Source organism: Streptomyces sp. WAC03905, assembly GCF_057371075.1.
On record NZ_JBXYDZ010000002.1, the window covers coordinates 127,051 to 147,582 of the forward strand.

Here is a 20,532-nt window from a genome sequence, read left to right on the forward strand (position 1 = left end):
AGTTATATCAACCTCTCCGGCAAACCTGTGTTGCGTGTAGTGGCAAGCCGAGCACTCGCTTCCGATCGGTGCGGCGATGAGCCACTCAATCAATGAGGAGCGCGTAAGTCAATGGGTCGATTGCCGTGGGCTGCGAGGCGGGCAGAGAGTTGATGGGGTTCACGGATTGGGTCATATGCCAGGGCGCGTATCAATGTCCCTGCCCCTGTTTTGGTCTCTGGGACTGGTATGACGGTGTCTTCTCGGTCGAACGGATGATCGGGGGTGTGCCCGGGCCCAGGAGGCATGTCGCTAGCGCTGATGGGAGACCCGGTCAGTGCCCCGCCCGGCCGCAATGCCCGGCTGAAACGTCGACGGCAGGTCTGCCTAAGCGTGGGTGCGAAAGCACGCTGCCATCGCACCGTGGCCGGCACGATCAGCCCTGGCGAGAAGGCGCGACTGCACGGGCGTGCGTCTTCCTCTGAAGGGACGCCTGTAAAATCGCCGAACACGGCCGCGGGCCCCCGACACTGACCGGGTTTTTCGACCAAGATTCACCGTCGAAGCAGCACCGATCACCTATTGAGGTTGGTTCGGTTGGCGGACATCTGGAGATCTGGGCTCGTGGCCGGATAACCGCCGCCTGCGGGGGGCCCCTATGGGTTTCGTCAACCCGTGGGGGCGGGTTGGGGTTCGTAGAAGGTGCCGTCGCGGAGCATCGCGAAGAGCACGTCGGTTCGGCGTCTGGCGAGGCAGAGGAGGGCTTGGGTGTGGTGCTTGCCCTGGCTGATCTTCTTGTCGTAGTAGGCCCGGGACGTCGGGTCGGCCAGAGCCGCGAACGCGGACAGGAAGAAGGCCCGTTTGAGCTGCTTGTTTCCGCGGCGGGAGGGTTGTTCGCCTCGGATCGAGGAGCCCGAGCTGCGGGTCGCCGGGGCGAGGCCGGCGTAGGCGGCGAGGTGGGCGGCGGACGGGAACGAAGTGCCGTCGCCGACGTCGATGAGGATCCGTGCTCCGGTCCTGACGCCGATCCCCGGCATGGACGTCAGGACCTTGGAAAGAGGGTGTGCCTCCAGCAGTTCCTCGATCCGGGCGGCGAGGAGTTTCCGCTGGTCAAGCACTGTCTGCAGCGAGTTGGCGAGGCTGGGGACGATCAGCGCGGCCGCGTCCGTGCCAGGAACGACGACGGTCTGTTCGTCCAGGGCGGTGAAGATGTCCTCGACCAGTCGCTCGGCCATCCGCGGTGCTTTCGGGCGTATCAGCGTCACGAGCCGTCGGCGTCCGGCCTTGCGAATCTGGGCAGGGGAGCCGAACTGGTCGAGAAGCCTGAGTACCGCCGGGTGCTGCACTCGCGGGCCCAGCACCCGTTCCAGCGACGGGTGGATCTGTGTCAGCAGGCCCCGCAGCCGGTTGCTGATCCTTGTTGCTTCGCCGGCCAGGTCGTCGTCGAAGCCCACGATCATCTCCAGCTCGGCGATCGTCTCGTCTTCGAGATCGACCGAGCGGAGGGTGTGCGGCATGACGCGGGCCGCGTCGGCGATGACGAAGGCGTCGCGGGCGTCGGTCTTGGCCTCGCCTGGGTAGAGGTCGGCGATCCGCCGCATTGTCAGTCCGGGCAGGTAGGCGACCGGGCAGCCCATGTCCCGGGCGACCGCCAAGGGCAGGGCCCCGATGGAGGCCGGCTGGTCGACCACCACGAGCACGGTTCCGTGCTTGGCCTGCAGCTTGCCGAAGACCTCGCGGAGCTTGGGTTCGCTGTTGGGCAGCCGCTTGTCGAAGGCCTTCTTCCCGGCCGGGGTGACGGCGGTGGCGTGGTGTTCGCCCTTGCCGACGTCCAGGCCGAGGAAGACACCGATGTCGCTGACGTCGATCACGTGCGTCCTCCGGTCGTCCCTGCCCGGCCGTCCCACGGCACCGATCGCCACATCCACATTACGAAGAGCCTCCCGACCTGCGGAAAGGTCGGTGGTCATGCCCCTAATCAGCGGTCTGTCGATGCCTCCGGAGCCGGTGACACCACCCCCCAGGCCATGCGTTCGACAGGGGGAGAAAGTCATACCGACTCCGGAGGCCGGGCGCCCCATTGCGGGGCCACCAGAACGGTAATGGGGGGGGGACATCAAATCCTCAGATCAGCAGGCGTTCGATCACCTGGTGGAGCAGGCTGGTCTTGCGCCGCAGATATTCGGGCTAACCTGCTGTCCAGCACCGCCGACGAGGTCAAGGACCTCCAGGACCCGCTGCACCGATTCCTACCGCTTCTTGGTCAAGCGGCTCATAGACCGTGCCCTATGTGGTGAGGCGGACGAGTCGCTGGTAGCAGCAGGGGGCGGCTGCGATGCCGGGAAAGGCCAGTAGTTGCGGGAGTGGCGTTTGTAGCGGGGGTTGTGCCGGCGGTAGCCGGTCAGCCAGGGCATGGTGCGTTCGATGACCCATCTGCGGCGTCCACGCCGTTCTGACGACTCGATGCCCTTGCAGGTAATGCGGACGCCGGTGCGTTTACCGCGGAGCCCTTTCCGCAGCTCAGGCATGTCGTAGGCCTTGTCGGCATGTAGGCGCTGGGGCTTGAAGTAACGCCTGCAGTGGGGGTCGTGTCTCGTTTGGTGACCGAGACCATGGGCTTCAGGGCCTGGCTGTCACGGGGGTTGACGGATGAGACTCCTACGAGGAGCGGCAGTCCGTTCGCTCCGACGGGACCTCCATCTTGGAGCCCGCTTTGCCCCGGTCCACGGGGCTTGGACCTGTGAGTTCACCCCCTTCCTTTTTCGCCCTGACGTGGGCGGAGTCGCGGAACCGCCCGGGACAGGTCGAGCAGGCTGGCGTCGTCGAGGCGGTGTAGGGTCTCCTCGTGCAGTCGGCCCCACACACCGGCCCTGCACCAGACCAGACGTCCGCGTGTATTAACGCCTGCACATCCACCTCGCCCGGGGTGCGGCGCAGCCGGAACGGTCCGCTGGAGAGAACAAGCTCGGAGATCCGCTGTGCCGCTTCGACGGCGGCCGGGTCGTGGCCCCGGATCTCGATGGTGATGACGTTCTCGTCGTTCATGCCCTCGGCAACCTGCCTGCCCGGGACCCGGCTGCCCCTCGCGCGCCAGGTGCACCCCATCGAGTGCTCCCGAGCCAGCCCGCTGCCCGCTGCTCCGCTAGTATTTCAGCAGGACTTTGATGTCTGACCTGGGGCGATGTTCGGCGGCTCGAGTGTAGTGGGACGGAAGCTGGTCAGGGGCGTTCTTGAAGAGACCGCCCCTCGATCGTGCGACAGCGTCGCTGGTAGTGACAGTGGCCGGGCAGCCTCCTGACGTGATCATCGAGCAGGGTGCCGAGCAGTGGGACCTGGAACTGGACGACCTCTTCGTAACCATCGGCCACTGTTCGACCGAGTCGAGCTCCGTCCCCGCATGCGCGACTACGTACGCGGTCAGCTCGCCCCGGTGGCCCGCAAGAACAGCTGGCAGCTGGCCGAGCAGGCCGGCCACGCCACACCCGATGGTTCGCAGCACCTGCTCGCCGGTGCCAAGGGGGAGCCCGACGACATTCGCGACGACCTGCAGGAATACGTCGCCGACAAGCTCGGCGAGACCGACGGAGTCCTCTTTATCGACGACACCGGTTTATCAAGAAGGGCGTCACCTCCGCGGGAGTGCAGCGCCAGTACTCCGGGACCGCCGGTCGCACCGAGAACTGCCAGATCGGCGTCTTCGCCGCCAGCCGCGCAGGAAGTACCGCTGCGCGGCAGTCGGGGTGAAGCCGGCGGCGGTCAGGGCGCGTGCGGTGAAGGGACGGTGCCCGGTGGGCAGGCCCGGGATGCCGGTCGCGGTGGCCGGGCCGGTGCACGCGTACAGCTGCCGGTCGCCCAGCCGCGCCCGAGCAGCGTGGCGACCACTTCGAAGCATTCTCGGCCGTGCAGCCACACGATCAGACCCGCCCCGTCCGCAGCCCGCACCTGGCAGCGCACCACCCCTGTCACGTTCCATACCGCAGACCACGAGCGTCTCCACTCCCGGCACGCTTTCATCTGCTGGTGCGAGCACAGTGTGCGCGCCGGATGCTGGCCGGGCAGACGGTCTGCGGCGATCAGCCCCCCTGTCGGGCGGTCCGGTCGGCTTCGGTGTGGGGGAGGGCCGGTGGGAGGCGTTCAAGGGCGGCGGGTGTAGAGGTGGAGCCGGTCGATCTCGGCGAACCCGGCCGCGGTGTGCAGGGCGAGGGCGGCATCCAGGTCCGGCTCGCCGTCTGCGGGAGCAGGCAGAACCGTGGTCACCTCGCAGACTCCGCGGTCGGCGAGATGCGCCAGGCACTGCTCCAGCAGGATGTTGCCCATGCTGCGGCGCGCCGGGGTCAGGCTCACCCACCGCAATGCCGCGCACCCGTCAACAGGGACACCGACGAGGGCCTCACCGATCCGGGCGCCGTCCCGCTCGCGCAACTGCAGCCGCCAGCCGGGAAGCCCCGGGCACTCCACCACATCCGCGACCGCATACAGCCGGCCCCCACGGTCATCCAGACGGCGGTGCAGAAAGCGCGAGCGTTCGGTACCGGAGAACCCGCACGCCTCCAGCGCCCGGCGCGTACCGGGACGCATGCGCAAGGGAAGGCCGGCGGGTGCCAAGGCGGTGGGTTCCATATACGCGTGCACCGTGCGCCGCCCCAGCCGGGCCACCGCACGCTCGATCAGCGCCCGGGCCAGGTGCTGCTCGTCCTCCAGGCAGTGCAGCCACAACAGCATCCCCGCCCCGTCCGAGGACCGCACCGCCCAGGAAACCGCGCCCATAACCTGCCCGTCCGGCGAGGCGAGGACCTCGGTGCACACCTCCTCCAGCTCGGCCCGGACTCCAGGGCTGTGGGGGCAGGTGCCTTCCAGCGCCTGGTCGAGGTCGGCGAACGTCGGGGTGGGCAGGCCAGGCAGCAGATCCGCGGTCACGAGTTCCAGCACCGCCGCGCGGTCTCCGGCCTCATGTGGCCGCACCCTCGTTTCCGCACCCGCCCCTGCCACTGCCGTAACCACCCGAATCCACCTTCCCGCGTCGTGCTGATGGCCAAGCTTCACCCCGCCCGACAGCAAACCGCCGCATGACACGCACAGACAGCCCCGCCAGGAAACTGCCAGACGCAGACGGTGAAGACGCTCTAACCCGCGCCATGCCAGACAGTGAGGCCAAGGCCGGTGCTCTCTCTTTCACAACGGAAACCCGGCAGACGGGCCGTGAGCAGGCAGCAGCGGAGTGGACGTAGTCGAAGCCCACGCCGGACTTGGTTCTGCGGCTGGCCTCGCGGCCCAGGGCACGGTGGCCGCCGCCCTCGGGGATCCGGCCGAGTTTCTTCACGTCCACGTGGACGAGTTCGCCGGGCCGCTCGCGTTCGTAGCGGCGGATCACTGTGCCGGTAGGACGATCTGCGGCTCGAAGGCGCCGTCACGGTCCCGGGGAACCTGGACGGTCACCAGGCCGGCATCGGTGATGACGGTCTTGACCCGCTTGCCGGTACGGGAGTTCTGGCCGTTCTTCCCCGCCGGATCCTGCCGGTCATACCCGAGGTTACCGGTCATCTCACCCTCGAGAGCGGACTCCAGCAGCCGCTTCGTCAGCTGCCGGAGCAGCCCGCCCTCACCCGTCAACTGCAAGCCCTCCGTCTGGGCCCGGACCACAAGTTCCTCGATGAAGCGGTCATCCGCAGCCGTAGGCCCAGACCCCGTCTCAGACGCCTTGACTATGTTCTCACTGGTCACAAACGCCACTCATCCATGATCGGAGTTACACCGAATTCCTTACAATCACACCTGCCGATACTTGCGTCACTCGGTGCGCCGTTACGATAACTCACCGTTCGCCAGAGCATCACGCTCCGTAACGCGCCCATCCCGAATGTATGAGTATCACCTACTCAAGCACCAGTAGTAGTAATTGCTTGAAACTTAATGGGAAACCCAGTCGGCTGGATCTGCGAAAACGCGGGGACTGTTCCACTGGAAATCACCTCTCTAATTACGGAGCGTTGAGAATGGAATCCTCGGCTGTCGATTACGCGGCGATCAAAGATCGCCAAAGGGCTATGTGGACTTCGGGGAATTATGCAATAATCGGCACTTCTTTGCAGCTTGTTGGCGAACTTCTTGCCGAAACGCTAAATGTTCAGGCAGGGTCCGCAGCGCTCGATGTGGCTGCAGGAAACGGCAACGCCTCGCTGGCAGCAGCACGCCGTGGATGTCGAGTCACCGCGACAGATTACGTGCCAGAGTTGCTTGAGAAAGCTGCTCGGCGAGCCCTCGCAGAGGAGCTGAATCTTGTAACCCAGGTTGCGGACGCGGAGGCTCTCCCCTTCGATGACGCGGAATTTGATTTCGTGCTATCGACGTTCGGCGTGATGTTTGCCCCTCAGCAAAGCATTGCGGCTTCTGAACTTAAGCGTGTATGCCGAAAGGGCGGGAAGATAGGTGTGACCAACTGGACTCCCGATGGCTTCATTGGTCAATTGCTCCGGATCGTGACCCGATACGTCAAGCCGCCGACGGGAGTATCCTCACCCCTAAACTGGGGAAGAGAGGAAACAGTAACCGAGATTTTTGGCGGCGGGGTTGAAATGAAATTTGAACGCCGACACCACGTCTTCCGCGCAGCCTCAGCGCAAGATTTTGTGCACTCATTTAAGTCTTTCTATGGACCGGTACACAAGGCATTCGCAGCGGTTTCCGTTGCCGACGGGGAAGCGCTCGAGAAAGAGCTAATTGATCTTGCGACGCAGGCAAATGTCATGTCTGATCACGGATTTGCGATTCCTAGCTCCTATCTAGAGACTATCGCCACGCGGATCGCCTAAGCAGCGTCGTATGAAGTGCGTAATAAATAATGGGATTCAAGCGTTTCACCTTGCAGTACGTCTGCAATCGACAGGCGTGATTCCTCATGGGAGATGCCGACTGTCGTCAAGGCGCACTTGAACACCCTGGACTCGTTGCAGGGGCCATTGTCGGTCAGTTCGGCTGTGGCGAGCTGGACAGAAACGTAGGTTTGTGCCTGCCAGAAACCGGTGCTCGACAAGCCAAGCACGCGTAGCATCGGGCCGGCTGATTGGTGGGCGGGCCTAGTCATGCCGGCCAGCCCGTCGGTCGGCTCAGGATTAAATGATCTGCGCCAGAGGCGCTGTCGCAGTAGGCAGCGTCCCTTGACGAGGATTGGGTCAGCTTTCTTGGTTCGGACGAACGGTCCCGGGGGTGTCCGTTTCAGCCAAGGAAGCAGGCCTGAATAGCGCGTTCGAGGGTTGAATGGAGCGGTGATCAAGCGAAAAGGTCGCTTTCTCCGAAGCGACGAGAGCGGGGTCTATCGACGCGACCCTGGGCGCGAGGGAGAGAGATTTCGGACATCACGCATCATTGGGAACCCACGGATCGGATTTTCCATCCGGCGCCTTGGTGAATTTTTCGGCGTGGCGGAGCCGCCGTTTCCTCTATTGTCGTGCGCATAAAGATGCTCGCGCCGAATAATCTTTCGGCCTTCATTATGGCAGCATCATCCGATTCGTTTCGAAGGCAAGTTTTTATCGCGATACATAAGCTTCTGTCGTCATTTATAGGCAATACAGGCTCCCGTCTCCTCCCACCCCAGCGTACGGGATGATCAGAAATAAGTCCTTCACGAAAGACGAGAAGATGACCAGCGAATTCAAGCACACTTATGACGGGCTTCTTGATAGAGTCGGTAAGCACGGTTCTTCTTGGCTTTCTCGCCCCTCACATATGGCGATAACCGCACAGGCAGAACCAAGCTCCATAAAAGATGTGCTTGGCGGCGCGCTGCCCCGGGAGGGGATGGATCCAATAGAAGTAGTTGATCTACTCGTACGAGGAGCTGAGTCTGGTCTAGTAGCGAGCGGGTCCGGGCGATTCTATGGTTTTGTGATCGGGGGAACACTGCCAGCAGCACTTGGTGCTGATCTGATGACTAGTGTGTGGGACCAGAACGCGGGGCTGGTCGCTACTTCGCCGGCAGCGGCGGCCGTCGAGGTAATTGCCTCGGAGTGGCTGCTTGATGTACTCAAGCTTCCATCCACTTCGAGTGTAGGATTTGTTACTGGCGCAGGTATGGCTAACTTTACTTGTTTGGCAGCGGCCAGGCATCACGTGCTCGCGAATTATGGATGGAACGTTGAAGAAGATGGCATTGATGGAAGCCCAGCTCTAACTGTAGTGGCAAGCAGAGATCGACATGCGACTATAGACTTGGCTCTCCGCTATCTCGGCATAGGTAACGGTAGTCATCTTCAATTGGCGGAGACTGACGATCAAGGCCGAATGCTCCCTGAGTCACTCAGAAGCATTCTTAAGAGTGCAGATGGGCCGATCATTGTATGCCTTTCTGCAGGAAACATAAACACGGGATCATTTGATGATTTTTCAACTCTGATTCCCATGATTCATGCCGCAGGTGGATGGGTTCATGTCGACGGTGCCTTCGGGTTGTGGGCTGCGGCTTCTCCTGAAACCGGGCCCCTTGTCGATGGAATTGGTGATGCCGATTCATGGGCAACAGATGCACATAAGTGGCTCAATGTTCCTTATGATTCCGGCCTGGCGATCGTTCGCTATCCAGATTCCCATCGTGGCGCCATGGGGTCAACTGCCCCCTATTTGATCCAAAGCAAGGGTCTGCCTGATCCTTTCGAGCTTGTCCCAGAGTTCTCTCGGCGCGCCCGGGGTTTTGCAGTGTGGGCGGCAATGCGCTCCCTCGGGAAGGATGGGATCTCCGATCTCGTGGAGCGCTGCTGCTCTCATGCTCGAATATTTGCGAGCGAGCTCGAATCAGTATGCGGCATTACCGTACTAAATAATGTGTGCCTGAACCAAGTGATCGTTACCTTCGATTCCGGCGAAAAAAATGTGACGGAATCGGTGGTTCGCCTACTTCTGGCGAACGGGTCCTCCTTCATGACTGGAACGAAATGGCACGGAAGGTCGGCTATGAGGATTTCGGTTACCAACTGGCGCACCGACGAGCACGATGTACTCCAGGGCATCCGCGACATTCAGGCAGCATTTCAGGAGGCGGTTTCGGAGGTTGCCCTCTAGGTTTTGTCGTCAAATATCACGCCCACATCAGGAGTGATGCGAGGGTGACGGCTGCTTCATAGGACTCGGCGGTTTTGTCGTACCGGGTGGCAATCCCACGCCACTGCTTCAGACGGTTGAAGCACCGTTCCACCACGTTGCGGTGCTTGTATGCCCAGGTTCGTATCACTTTGGAACTGTAGCCCTTGTCGCCCAGGACGTGATCGGGCCGGACCCGGGGACGGCCGGGCCCGAGCCGGGGCACCCGAATCGCTTCCATCACGGCAATGAACCGGGTGCAGTCGTTGGTGTTGCCTCCCGTAAGGACGAAGCCGAGCGGACGGCCACGGCCGTCACAAGCCAGGTGGATTTTGCTGGTCAGACCGCCTCTGGACCGACCAAGGGCCGGGTCTCAGAGCCCCCTTTTCGGGCCCCGGCCGCATGCTGGTGAGCGCGGATGACTGTGGAATCGACCGACACCAGCCACTCGACATCGCCCGCCGCGTCCGCCTTCGCCTGAGCGGCCCGCAGCATCCGGTCGAGCGTCCCGTCCACCGCCCACCTGCGGAAACGCGTGTGCAGCGTGGCCCACGGCCCGTAGCGCTCGGGCACATCCCGCCAGGCTGTCCCGGTCCGGAACTCCCGTTCAGGACCCTGCGGTCGTCCAGCCGCTTCAGCCCCCGCAGTAACTCGGGCAGCAGCGGCCGGACGAACTCCCACTCGGCATCAGACAGTTCATGGCGACGTATCACGACACCATGATCCATCAAGAGGTGAGCATTTGAAGACACTGCCTAGTCTTCTGAGTCAGGAATTCTGTTCAGATGTGTAGGCTTGGTTAGCGTGGGCACTTCGCTGCCGGATCATTCTGGCCTGTGCGGAAGGCGCTTCGAACAAGGACGTGGCAGCCCGGCTCGGCTCGACCGCGCATGCGGTGGGCCGGTGGCGTGCGAGGTTCGTCGAGCACCGGATCGCCGGCCTCGCAGACATGCCGCGATCCGGCGGTCCACGGTCGGTCACGGACGAGCAGGTCGCCGCGCTGGTCACCAGGACGCTGGAGTCGACACCGAAGGACGCCACGCACTGGTCGACGCGGTCGATGGCGAAGGAGACAGGCCTGTCGCAGTCGACCGTGTCACGGATCTGGCGGGCGTTCGGCCTGCAGCCGCACCGCTCGGAAACCTTCAAGCTGTCGACGGACCCGTACTTCGTCGACAAGGTCCACGACGTCGTCGGCCTCTACCTCGACCCGCCGGAGCGGGCCCTGGTCTTCTGCGTGGACGAGAAATCCCAGATCCAGGCGCTGGACCGCTCGCAGCCCGTCCTGCCGATGATGACCGGTGTCCCGCAGCGGGTCACGCACGACTACGTCCGCGCCGGCACCACCACCCTCTTCGCCGCCCTCGAGGTCGGCACCGGCAAGGTGATCGGCTCACTCCACCGCCGCCACCGCGCCGAGGAGTTCAAGAAGTTCCTCATCAAGCTCGACAAGGAAGTCCCGGCCGGCGTGGAGGTCCACCTGGTGCTGGACAACTACGCCACCCACAAGACCCCGGCCATCAAGACCTGGCTGCTGGCCCATCCCCGATTCCACCTGCACTTCACACCCACCGGGTCGTCCTGGCTGAATCTGGTGGAGCGATGGTTCGCGGAGCTGACGAACAAGCAGATACGGCGAGGCGTTCACAAGACCGTCCAGGCCCTGGAACAGGACATCCGGACCTGGATCGCCGCGTGGAACAGCGATCCCAAGCCCTACGTCTGGACCAGGACCGCGGACGAAATCCTTGAACGCCTCACCAGCTATCTGAACAGAATTCCTGACTCAGAAGACTAGCGGCGGTCGCCTTCACAGGCGTCGAGGCGTACGGCGGACAGGTAGTGCGTGCTCTGAGGGTTGACGTCTGCGGACAGAAGGAGCTTGCGGTCCGACGGCTCGAGGACGTCGGTCAGTTCATGGATTGGGTAGCCGAAGAGGTCTAAGTCGCCGAAGGCGACCGGAACGTCGGCGGCCCGGTCCAGTACGCGCTCGGTCCGCTCGACGATCAAGTGCCCCATGGCCTGCTCGGCACAAGCCGTGCAGGCATAGGCCGTGACCAGGATGCCGCGGTGGACGAAGAAGAAGGTCCAGTGTGCTCCGCACATCCACCCGCCGGCGCGGATGTCCGCCAGAGTTGACGCCGTCCACTGCGCCGCATGCTCGGTCATGCCGAATCGCAGGACGCCTGCGTTCGCTGGGAGGACGAGCCCGGTGCCTGGCATCAATCGAAAGATCACTCGAATAGTCTGCCGGGCCGCGTCGGCCGGGGCACCCCGGTTGCGTTCCGTTCGTCCCGACACAGATCCGAACTCGCACAGCTCCCTAGTGACCCGGACCGGCATCCCATGGCGCTACCTTCCGCACGACCACCCGCACTCGAACACCGTCTACGCCTACTTCGCCCGCTGGCAGGAAGAAGGCGTCTTCGACCAGCTCAACAGCCTCCTGCGACGTCAAATCCGCAGGCAGGAAGGCTGGGAGGAAAAACCGACCGCCTGCGTCATCGACTCCCAGAGCTTCAAAACCTCCACCAACGTACCCATCTGCGAGCAAGGAATTGATGCCCGCAAGAAGATCGTGGGCCGCAAGCGGAGCATCGTCATCGACACCGTCGGACTCCTCCTGGCGGTCGTGGTCACTGCCGCAAGAGTGCAGGACTCGTCGACCGTCGGCCAGACCCTCATCGAACGAGTCGCCGCCGAGCATCCCACCGTCCGCAAGACCGGTCGACGGCGGCTACCGCCAGCACCTCGTCGAGCACGCCGCCACCCTCGGCATCGACATGCACATCATACGACGCGACCCCACCACCAGGGGATTCTCAGTCCTCCCACGACGCTGGACCGTCGAGAGAACACTCGGCTGGCTCATGAACCACCGACGCCTCGCCCGCGACTACGAAGCCCACTCACACCGCTCCGAAGCCATGATCAACCTCGCAATGATCAACCTCGTGACCCGCAGACTCACCGCCGAATCCACCCAGACCTGGCGCGGCCTATGAAACCACAATCAACCCAGCAATCCGGGATCAAACAACAGGATGAAACGCCCTCTAAAAGAGCGTTTTGTCCCGTCGGGGGTGTTTGACGGTCGGATGGGTGGCTGAGTGGGCTGGGGCTGCTGAGGTCAGGGTCGTTACCCGTGATGTGAGAGACGGCTGACTCGATCGCCGGAGACGTTTCCGCCCGTTCGCTCCTGTCTGATCCCAAGGCGCCCCCAGTCACCCCTGTTTGCGCCCTGTGGCTGCGTGCCTGCCGACGGAACTATCGAAACGTGTCCCGACAGCGGCCGTATCCGAGTGACCTGTCCGATGCCCGGTGGGAACTACTTGAGCCCATTCTGTCGGCCTGGCGGGCCGAGCGGAGAGGGAAGGCCTGGACATCGGGCGGCCGCCTGAGCACGACCTGCATCGGATCTTGGACGCGGTCTTGTATGTGGACCGGACCGGGATCCCCTGGCGCTACCTTCCCCACGACTTCGCGCCGTGGGAAACCGTCTACGGATACTTCGCGGCCTGGCAGAAGGAAGGAGTGCTCGACCAGCTCAACGGCCTGCTCCGCCGACTGGTTCGGGAGGCCGCAGGCCGGGATGCCGAACCGAGCGCGTGCGTGCTGGACGCCCAGAGCGTCAAGACCTCTGCCAACGTCCCGACCGCCGGGCAAGGCATCGACGCGGGCAAGAAGATCGCCGGACGCAAGCGCCATATCGGCGTCGACCCCCTCGGCCTCCTCCTCCTCGCGGTCTGGGTCACCGCGGCCAGCGTCTCCGACAACGCCGGCGGCATCCACCTGCTCTCCCACATCGCCAAGGCCCACCCCACGATCACCAAGGCATGGGCCGACACCGGCTATCGAACCAAGGCCATCGAACACGGCGCCATCCTCGGCATCGACGTTGAGGTCACCCGCCACGACCCAGGCCAGAAAGGATTCAAGGTCATCCCGCAGCGCTGGGTCGTCGAGCGGACCTTCGGCTGGCTCGTGCACCACCGCCGCCTCGCCCGCGACTACGAAACCCACCCGCACCGCTCCGAAGCGATAATCCGCATCGCGATGATCGACCTGATGAGCCGCAGGCTCACACGAGAGTCGACCACGAACTGAAAAACTCATAACCAGAGAATGAAGTGCGGCCGTTCACACCTACCACTCCGCCACCGACCGTCACGTCGTAGACGCTTCGGACCTCGATAGGGTGACGCACATGGCCGATGTCATCCCCGACAAGGCTGACCAGGCCCGCAACCGCCGGAAGCTCGGTTGCCGCGGCGGCCGGCCACCGCACTTCGATCCGGTCGACTACCGCGAGCGTCACGCGGTGGAGTGCGGGATCAACCGCCTCAAGAGACACCGCGCGCTGTCGCCACGCGATACGACAAACTCGCGGTCCGCTACGAGGCGACCGTCCTCGTCGCGGCCATCAACGAGTGGCTGTGACCCTCGGCTATCACACGATGGGATCCACGCTCCACATCTCCGGCAGATCGTTGCCGCAGAAGACGCAGACGAAGTCGTCCTCGCGCACGATGTTGTGCTCCTGGCAGACAGGACACCGGCGGAACACCACCTCGTGGGTGAAGCTGGAGGGCCGTTCGATCCCTACGTCGTCCAGAGCTCGAGCGACTGCCGACCAGGAGCCGATGTCGGGGCAGTATCCGGTGGACTGGTTGCTGACCATGCTCACAGCCCACCGGTCCCGCTTGCGCACGAAACCAATCTCGCCGGCATTCAAGACCATGGCTCCGCCGGCATAGGCCACGTGCTCGCTCCGTCGCGGCGCCAGCCGAAGCACACCGTCCACGCCGACCACGAAGGTGAACGGTTCGGTCAGTTCTGCTGCCGATAGCTCAGCGATCCAGCTGTCGAAGTCAGCCGCCGAGCCGATCGGGCACCCGCCGCTGTCAGGCCGGACCGCAGCCCTTTAGCTCGACCGGTCCGACGTATCGGTAACTCCGCCCCCGCGTACTCACGTCAGCCAACCTAGAGCACTCCCGACACACGCCCCAGGTGCTGCTTGCGGCACTCCCAGCTGCCGATGGCAACGGCCAGGGAACGTGCCTCGTTCCACCGTTCGTGGCGTTCCACCAGCGGGCGTCGCTTGAGGAGGAGAGCCACCGTACTCGCTACTGCAGTCGGAGCCGCCAAATCGCTCAATGGTAGACGGCCCCCGCCGAATTGCCACTGCTCGTAGCGCCAACCAGTACTGGACGACCAGCGCAAAGTAAGGTCATCCCACGAAATTATGGCCACCAGCTCATATATTGAGTCCGAGTCAATAGTGCGGACGGCGAGCACAGTAGGGGCTATTCTTTCATCGAGGAAAGCAGAATGTAGGGCAGTCGCGTATTGCAAGTGGGGCAGCATAGCGCTCCTAGCGCCGACAGGATCTTAGTAGATCGAAAACAATTAAATAGTCATCCGCACTCCCTCGTTGCTTGTTCGGGGGTGGCTACATATCCAGAACACCTGCCGTCAACCCGAAACTCCTGAGTATTCCATACCTCATTTCCCCGCACTGTCCATTGTGTGCATTCTACCGAGCGTGGGCTGATTCTGCCGTGTCGCACATGGCGACTCGGGCCCGAGGGGGATGACGTAATTGCCGATCAGCCTTGTATGTACTGCATGCGCCCCTGGGCGAGTTCCCGCCGACCCTACCGCGCGGTTCATGCAGCGGAAGTGAATTTCACGTTAAGTGATCACATGATGGCCATAGGTTACGTCCGCCTTCGGAGGCCGAGTGGAACCGCTTCCGTACAGGTAGGGAGGAATTCCGTGAACGATCCGTGTAAATAGAAGGTGCCGCTCGAGCGACTGCCGACCAGGAGCCGATGTCGGGGCAGTATCCGGTGGACTGGTTGCTGACCATGCTCACAGCCCACCGGTCCCGCTTGCGCACGAAACCAATCTCGCCGGCATTCAAGACCATGGCTCCGCCGGCATAGGCCACGTGCTCGCTCCGTCGCGGCGCCAGCCGAAGCACACCGTCCACGCCGACCACGAAGGTGAACGGTTCGGTCAGTTCTGCTGCCGATAGCTCAGCGATCCAGCTGTCGAAGTCAGCCGCCGAGCCGACCGGGCACCCGCCGCTGTCAGGCCGGACCGCAGCCCTTTAGCTCGACCGGTCCGACGTATCGGTAACTCCGCCCCCGCGTACTCACGTCAGCCAACCTAGAGCACTCCCGACACACGCCCTAGGTGTATTGACCGGCAGCGTTGTTGATTCGGTTGATGGGTGGGTGTCCGCCGAGTGCGGTGTGGCTGTGGTGGTGGTTGTAGGTGTGGAGGAAGTCTGTCAGTGCCTGGGTCCGCGCGTTATTCGACTGGTAGGGCTTTTGGTAGGCCCGTTCGTCGGGCAGGGTGCGGTGGAAGCGTTCGACTTTGCTGATGCTCTTATAGCTGTCAAGGACGGTCAGGCTGCGGTTGCCAGGTCCTGTTGGGACGGCGGCTGGGCTGGGATGCGGGGGACGGGCAGCCGGTAGATCTCGCGTGCGATGTGCCGTTTCAGACAGCGGATGATCTCGGTCTTCGTCTTGCCTTCGGCTGTCCTGCGGGCGACGTAGGCGCGTGTGCGTGGTTCCCAGGCCATGCGGGTGACCGTGATCATGTAGAGGGCGTGGTTGGCCTGGCGGTCGCCGCCGCGGTTGAGGCGGTGGCGGCTGGTCTTGCCTGAAGAAGCGGGGATGGGGGCGACGCCGCAGAGGTGGGCGAAGGCCGACTCGGACCGGAGCCGTTCGGGGTTGTCGCCGACGGCGATGAGCAGGGCTGCGACCGTCTCGGCGCCGAGCCCCTTGACGGCCATGAGCTCGGCTGCTGCCTGGCTAACGAGCCTGTGCAGGTGACGGTCTAGTCCTGCGATCTCGTCACTGAGCTGTTGATACCGGAGGGCGATGGACCTCATCGCCAGCTTGGTGACTGCGGTCAGCGTGTCCGGTTCAGCTCCCGTCCGCCAGCGAGTGACGGTGCGGATCAGCTCCGACCGGTGGAGGCCGCGGATGCGCTCGCGAAGAGTGTCGGGAGCCGTCACGATCAGGGATCTGAGCTGGTTGACGGCTTGGGTGCGGGCCTTCATCGCGCTGCGGCGGGCGACCCTGAGGGTGCGGATCATCTCGACGGCACCATCGCCGGTCTTCGGTATGGCCGTAGCGACGCCGGCCTGCACCGCTCGTGCCGCGGCCTCGGCGTCGACTGCGTCAGACTTCCCGCGGCGCCGTCGTGTCTGGCGGTCAGGTCGGTTGACCTCGAAGACTCGATGACCCCGCTGCCGCATCCACCTGGACAGGCCGGCGCCGTAACAACCGGTGCCCTCCAGACCGATCTGTTCGATGGTGCCCATGCTTGCCGCCCAGGACTCGAGGGAGGCGTAGCCCTGTGGTGTCGAGGGAACGGTGAGCGTGCCCAGTCGCCGGCCGAGCTGGTCGAGGGCGGCCGCGACATGGATGTCTGCGTGGGTGTCGACTCCGAGGGTCACGCTCGTGGTGGAGCTGCTGGGCACCTGTCCTCCTGGCGGTCCATGTGGATGGAGCCGCACCGATGGAGCACAGGGGACACAACTGCGATGAGGCGCGTGAGCCAGGCTCTTATCAGGTCACATCCGGCGGTCCGCCGGTGCAGCCGCACACGTTCTCCCGGCCGGGCGACACATCGGCAACAAGGCACGAATGGCCGGTTGGTCTGTGGGTCAGACCAACCGGAAGAACGCCGTCAGATCCTCGCAGTTGGTCTGTGGCCGGTAGGCGCGGGTGAGCTTGCCGGCCGCGCCGAGGTCGGCAAGCACGGCCTTCCAGGCCAGGCCCTTGCGGTAGGCCCAGGCATTGTCCGTCAGGACCCGTTCGATGCGGGTGATGCCCTGACTGTGGAAGAACGCGGCCGCGCGGGCGAGGAAGCCCGCGCAGGTCGCGACCTTCTCGTCGCCGTGGATCTCGCTGTAGGCGAGCCGGGAGTGGTCGTCGACGGCGGAGTGAACGTAATCGAAGCCCACGCCGGACTTGGTTCTGCGGCCGGCCTCGCGGCCCAGGACGCGGTGGCCGCCGCCCTCGGGGATCCGGCCGAGTTTCTACACGTCCACATGGACGAGCTCGCCCGGCCGCTCGCGTTCATAGCGTCGGATCACTGTGCCGGTCGGGCGATCCAGCCAGGACAGGCGGTTCAGGCGGTGCCGGGTCAGGATGCGAGCGAAAACTCGCGAAAAAGGGCACGATTCCTGTCACTACCGGGAAGCGCAGTTCACTCGTGCCGACCTAAGGATCGTTCTCATAGAGCGTGAAAGGCAGACAGGTCATCGACCTTACGGGCCGATGACGGCTCACGGATTTACAGTCGTCCAGGGTCAGTCGGCGGCCTTCTGCGGTCAACCAGATCTGGTAGCGAAGGCGGCGCCCGGCCAGCGGCGATACCTCACCTCCAGGTCCAGTTTCCCGGTAGCAGCCTGATCATCAGTGTGGCTGGGTACGCGTACCCGTCAGTTGATCCGCGCATCCGTCGTGCCGAATGGATTCAAAACATGATCAGCGGAGATCTGCAGGTCGAGGCGTATCGCCCGGGATGGGTCCTCGCCGTCTAACTGAGCCGTACCGGTCATGGTCTCCGTGAATCGCGTTCCGCGTAAGTTCGTGCAAGATCTTCCCTCATGATCCGCTCCGTCATGTCCAGATATGTTTCGGCCGCATTCTTCGCGGCGCTTCGGTCACCTGCTACAACGGCGTCGACAACGGGCGCCAGTCGGTCGTGGGCTACGAGGGGATCTGTGAACGGACCTGCCAGAGCTGCCCGTACCGGCAGGTAGGCGCTGAAGAGGGTGTTGGTAAGCAGTACGTAGACCCGGTTGCCCGTTGCGCGGGCCAAGGCGCGGTGCACCTCGATGTCGGCAAGCTGCACCCCGTCCCCCGCGTCAGCCCTTCGCACTGCCTCCAGCAGATGACTCAGTTCATCGCGCTGTGTGTCACTACCGTGGACGGCGGCCCGTTCCGCAATCAATGCGCCGATACTGTGGCGGACCTCGAAGATGTCGCCGATCCAATCAGGGTTGTGCCGCACGAGCATGGGCAGCAGATCGGCGCCTCCTGCACGGGCATAGTCACGGACGCGGGTACCGATGCCGTGACGGGTTTCCAGCAGTCCAGCCTGCACTAGACGGCTGAAAGCATGTTTAAGCGTCGTCCGGGTGACACCGTACCCCTCGGCGAGCTGCCGCTCAGGGGGTAGGTAACTGTCTGTTGCGTATCGACCGGCGAGAATATCCTCGCGCAGACGGCTTTCCAGGACGTCAACAAGGGTTTCGCGGGGCAATGCCTCCATAACTCATCTCCTCAGCGGAAGGATCACTGGGCCAGCCACTCAATCGATGGGGCCGGGGTAAGTCAAGAGCCCAGCATCCCTCCAGCTTGGACTGTGCAAGAAGACTCTGTCCTAGTGAGCCTCTTTCGTCCTGAATATTTGCAGGTCAGCAGGGTGTGGACGGTTTGGACGATGGTGCCGATGCGTCGGGTGGGGGATCTGGCTCGTCGGAGGGTTCGCCAGGACTTCAGCTGTGTGAAGGCGCGTTCTCCGGGCGCTCTCAGGCGGGCGTGGTCGCGGTTGAACTGCTCGTAGTGGGCGGGCTGTTCGCGATGGTTCTTGTACGGGGTGCGGAAGGTGGCGTCGGCGCCCTGGTAGGGGCGGTCGGGGAGGGCGAGGATCTGCCAGGTGAGGCAGGTCTGGACGATGCCGTGGGATCGGGCCGCGGTCAGGTCGTGGGTCCGGCCAGGTGTCGCGCGGGAGAACCAGAGCGGTGTGCCGTCGGGGCGGGCGATGACCTGCACGTTCATGCCGTGCTTGCGGTGTTTCATCGAGTAGTACGGCTCGTCCGCGCGGATCCCGGTCGATCGGAATGAGAGTGCCGTCAACGATGACGTGGTCGCCCGTTAGCAGCCGGGTCTGCCGCACGATCGGGTGACATCTGAACTGGCTTGCTGTCGATGGCAGGTGGGAAGGATGTCGCTGTGCCCAAGCCTTACCCCCAGGAGTTCCGCGAGGACGTCGTGCGGGTCGCGAGGAACCGCGGTCCGGGCGTCACGGTCGAGCAGGTGGCCGCCGACTTCGGCGTCCACGCGATGACGTTGTGGAAGTGGATGCGCCGCGCGGACATCGACGACGGCGTGAAGCCGGGGACGACCAGCCAGGAGAGCGCGGAGCTGCGGGAAGCGCGTCGGCGGATCAAGCTGCTGGAGCAGGAGAACGAGGTCCTGCGGCGGGCGGCGGCCTATCTGTCGCAGGCGAACCTGCCGGGAAAAGGATCTACCCGCTCGTGAAGGAGCTGGCCGCAGGCGGGGTGCCCGTCGCGGTGACGTGCCGGGTGCTGAAGCTCGCCAGGCAGCCCTACTACCGCTGGCTCGACGACCCGGTGACCGCAGCCGAGCTCGCCGAGGCCCATCGCGCGCACGCGCTGTTCGCCGCGCACCGCGACGACCCGGAGTTCGGCTACCGCTTCCTGGCCGACGAGGCCCGCGACGCCGGGGCCGACATGTCCGACCGGACCGCGTGGCGGATCTGCCGGGACAACCGGTGGTGGAGCGTGTTCGGCAAGAAACGCGGCCGGGCCAGGAAGGCGGGCCCGCCGGTCCACGACGACCTGGTGAACCGGGCCTTCACCGCGACCGGCCCGAACCGGCTCTGGCTCACCGACATCACCGAACACGCCACCGGCGAGGGCAAGCTGTATCTCTGCGCGGTCAAGGACGTCTTCAGCAACCGGATCGTGGGCTACTCCATCGACGCACGGATGAAGTCCCGCCTGGCCGTGCAAGCCCTGGACAACGCCGTCGCCCGACGCCAGGACGTCGCCGGATGCATCGTGCACAGCGACAGGGGATCGCAATTTCGATCAAGGAGATTCGTCCAGGCCCTCAGTCGCAACCGGATGGCCGGCTCGATAGGAAGAGTCGGAGCGGCCGGCGACAACGCGGCCATGGAGTCCTTCTTCAGCCTGCTGCAGAAGAACGTCCTCGACCGCCGCACCTGGGCCACCCGCGAAGAACTCCGCATCGCGATCGTGACCTGGATCGAACGGACCTACCACCGACGCCGCCGGCAAACCGCCCTCGGCCGACTCACCCCCGTCGAATACGAAACCGTCATGAGCACACCGGCTCTGCAGGCCGCGTGACTGAACCTGTCACCCAACGCTGCATCAGACCCGCCGCTTTTTGAGGGCGGGGGTCTTGTAGGTGGCTAGTTGTCGCATCGGTCGACAGCTTAAGGTCTCCGACTGGTGCGGCCGCAGGCCCAATGCCCGCCAGATCCGGGACACGGGCGACTGCGACAGCGCCATCTCCTTCGTCATCGACCGCGTCGACCAGTGCGTCGCGATCTTCGGAGGGAATTCCAATGTTTTGGCGACCACCGCGGCGACCTGCTCGCCAGTAACCCACCGCGTGAGGCGTGCAACCCGCCAGGGCCGCAACATCCTTGTTCGTCGTGCCCTCAGCACCCGCCAGGATG

At 64.0% G+C, this 20,532-nt stretch carries 10 protein-coding genes and 12 pseudogenes; 8 read left to right on the forward strand and 14 right to left on the reverse strand.

Going from position 1 to position 20,532, the window contains the following annotated elements:
• Nucleotides 1–647: 647 nt before the first annotated feature.
• Nucleotides 648–1,850, reverse strand: a complete 1,203-nt coding sequence (locus AC2RP6_RS01255) for an IS110 family RNA-guided transposase (protein ID WP_486444391.1) — start codon at nucleotides 1,848–1,850, stop codon at nucleotides 648–650.
• A gap of 415 nt (nucleotides 1,851–2,265) precedes the next feature.
• Nucleotides 2,266–2,866, reverse strand: a pseudogene (locus AC2RP6_RS01260) (transposase); the annotation flags it as partial.
• 445 nt (nucleotides 2,867–3,311) lie between these two features.
• On the opposite strand from AC2RP6_RS01260, the pseudogene AC2RP6_RS01265 reads away from it, so the two are divergent.
• Nucleotides 3,312–3,678, forward strand: a pseudogene (locus AC2RP6_RS01265) (transposase); the annotation flags it as partial.
• Between the two features lie 435 nt (nucleotides 3,679–4,113).
• Here AC2RP6_RS01265 and AC2RP6_RS01270 read toward each other — a convergent pair.
• From AC2RP6_RS01270 to AC2RP6_RS01280, 3 genes and pseudogenes are all read right to left on the reverse strand, one after another.
• A complete protein-coding gene (locus AC2RP6_RS01270; RefSeq protein WP_486444417.1) occupies nucleotides 4,114–4,941 on the reverse strand; it encodes a GNAT family N-acetyltransferase in 828 nt (275 codons plus the stop codon).
• 250 nt (nucleotides 4,942–5,191) lie between these two features.
• A pseudogene (locus tag AC2RP6_RS01275) lies at nucleotides 5,192–5,383 on the reverse strand (IS481 family transposase); the annotation flags it as partial.
• Nucleotides 5,350–5,631, reverse strand: a pseudogene (locus AC2RP6_RS01280) (transposase); the annotation flags it as partial. The pseudogenes AC2RP6_RS01280 and AC2RP6_RS01275, both read right to left, overlap by 34 nt.
• 209 nt (nucleotides 5,632–5,840) lie before the next feature.
• Between AC2RP6_RS01280 and AC2RP6_RS01285 the strand changes: the two are divergent.
• Nucleotides 5,841–6,788 carry a class I SAM-dependent methyltransferase gene (locus AC2RP6_RS01285; protein ID WP_486444418.1) on the forward strand — a complete coding sequence of 316 codons (948 nt, stop codon included), beginning with the start codon at nucleotides 5,841–5,843 and terminating at the stop codon, nucleotides 6,786–6,788.
• A gap of 829 nt (nucleotides 6,789–7,617) precedes the next feature.
• Nucleotides 7,618–9,033, forward strand: a complete 1,416-nt coding sequence (locus AC2RP6_RS01290; RefSeq protein ID WP_486444419.1) for a pyridoxal phosphate-dependent decarboxylase family protein — start codon at nucleotides 7,618–7,620, stop codon at nucleotides 9,031–9,033.
• Nucleotides 9,034–9,049: 16 nt separating this feature from the next.
• On the opposite strand, the pseudogene AC2RP6_RS01295 reads toward AC2RP6_RS01290, so the two are convergent.
• Nucleotides 9,050–9,779: pseudogene (locus AC2RP6_RS01295) on the reverse strand (IS5 family transposase).
• 80 nt (nucleotides 9,780–9,859) lie between these two features.
• Between AC2RP6_RS01295 and AC2RP6_RS01300 the strand changes: the two are divergent.
• A pseudogene (locus tag AC2RP6_RS01300) lies at nucleotides 9,860–10,849 on the forward strand (IS630 family transposase); the annotation flags it as partial.
• Here AC2RP6_RS01300 and AC2RP6_RS01305 read toward each other — a convergent pair.
• On the reverse strand, nucleotides 10,846–11,289 hold the full coding sequence (locus tag AC2RP6_RS01305) for a hypothetical protein (RefSeq protein WP_486444420.1): 444 nt from the start codon (nucleotides 11,287–11,289) through the stop codon (nucleotides 10,846–10,848). The pseudogene AC2RP6_RS01300 and the gene AC2RP6_RS01305 sit on opposite strands and share 4 nt — an antisense overlap.
• Before the next feature lie 88 nt (nucleotides 11,290–11,377).
• Between AC2RP6_RS01305 and AC2RP6_RS01310 the strand changes: the two are divergent.
• Together AC2RP6_RS01310 and AC2RP6_RS01315 are read left to right on the forward strand one after the other, a co-directional pair.
• A pseudogene (locus AC2RP6_RS01310) lies at nucleotides 11,378–12,056 on the forward strand (IS5 family transposase); the annotation flags it as partial.
• A gap of 272 nt (nucleotides 12,057–12,328) precedes the next feature.
• Nucleotides 12,329–13,158 (forward strand): annotated as a pseudogene (locus AC2RP6_RS01315) (IS5 family transposase).
• Here the strand turns inward: AC2RP6_RS01315 and AC2RP6_RS01320 are convergent.
• Nucleotides 13,133–13,369 carry a hypothetical protein gene (locus tag AC2RP6_RS01320; protein ID WP_486444630.1) on the reverse strand — a complete coding sequence of 79 codons (237 nt, stop codon included), beginning with the start codon at nucleotides 13,367–13,369 and terminating at the stop codon, nucleotides 13,133–13,135. The pseudogene AC2RP6_RS01315 and the gene AC2RP6_RS01320 sit on opposite strands and share 26 nt — an antisense overlap.
• Between AC2RP6_RS01320 and AC2RP6_RS01325 the strand changes: the two are divergent.
• Nucleotides 13,271–13,491, forward strand: a pseudogene (locus AC2RP6_RS01325) (IS5 family transposase); the annotation flags it as partial. The gene AC2RP6_RS01320 and the pseudogene AC2RP6_RS01325 sit on opposite strands and share 99 nt — an antisense overlap.
• Nucleotides 13,492–13,501: 10 nt before the next feature.
• Here the strand turns inward: AC2RP6_RS01325 and AC2RP6_RS01330 are convergent.
• The 6 genes and pseudogenes from AC2RP6_RS01330 to AC2RP6_RS01355 all read right to left on the reverse strand — a co-directional run.
• Nucleotides 13,502–13,813: a hypothetical protein gene (locus AC2RP6_RS01330; protein ID WP_486444421.1), complete on the reverse strand. Its 312-nt coding sequence runs from the start codon at nucleotides 13,811–13,813 to the stop codon at nucleotides 13,502–13,504.
• A 1,435-nt stretch (nucleotides 13,814–15,248) separates the two neighbouring features.
• Nucleotides 15,249–15,437, reverse strand: a pseudogene (locus AC2RP6_RS01335) (integrase core domain-containing protein); the annotation flags it as partial.
• A gap of 29 nt (nucleotides 15,438–15,466) precedes the next feature.
• The gene (locus tag AC2RP6_RS01340; protein WP_486444386.1) at nucleotides 15,467–16,549 is read right to left on the reverse strand and encodes an IS110 family RNA-guided transposase; all 1,083 of its coding nucleotides are present in this window, start codon (nucleotides 16,547–16,549) and stop codon (nucleotides 15,467–15,469) included.
• A gap of 222 nt (nucleotides 16,550–16,771) precedes the next feature.
• A pseudogene (locus AC2RP6_RS01345) lies at nucleotides 16,772–17,227 on the reverse strand (DDE-type integrase/transposase/recombinase); the annotation flags it as partial.
• 404 nt (nucleotides 17,228–17,631) lie between these two features.
• A complete protein-coding gene (locus tag AC2RP6_RS01350; RefSeq protein WP_486444422.1) occupies nucleotides 17,632–18,351 on the reverse strand; it encodes a FadR/GntR family transcriptional regulator in 720 nt (239 codons plus the stop codon).
• A gap of 128 nt (nucleotides 18,352–18,479) precedes the next feature.
• Nucleotides 18,480–18,969, reverse strand: a pseudogene (locus AC2RP6_RS01355) (transposase family protein); the annotation flags it as partial.
• A gap of 65 nt (nucleotides 18,970–19,034) precedes the next feature.
• On the opposite strand from AC2RP6_RS01355, the gene AC2RP6_RS01360 reads away from it, so the two are divergent.
• A protein-coding gene (locus AC2RP6_RS01360) for an IS3 family transposase (RefSeq protein WP_486444423.1) occupies nucleotides 19,035–20,197 on the forward strand; the annotation gives its coding sequence in 2 pieces (ribosomal slippage) (nucleotides 19,035–19,319 and nucleotides 19,322–20,197; 1,161 coding nt in all).
• Nucleotides 20,198–20,532 lie beyond the last annotated feature (335 nt).

Excerpts from the sequence above, each read along its gene's own strand:
- AC2RP6_RS01285 (WP_486444418.1), top strand. The coding sequence starts at position 5,841 with ATGAGTATCACCTACTCAAGCACCAGTAGTAGTAATTGCTTGAAACTT.
- AC2RP6_RS01290 (WP_486444419.1), top strand. The coding sequence starts at position 7,618 with ATGACCAGCGAATTCAAGCACACTTATGACGGGCTTCTTGATAGAGTC.
- AC2RP6_RS01350 (WP_486444422.1), bottom strand. The coding sequence starts at position 18,351 with ATGGAGGCATTGCCCCGCGAAACCCTTGTTGACGTCCTGGAAAGCCGT.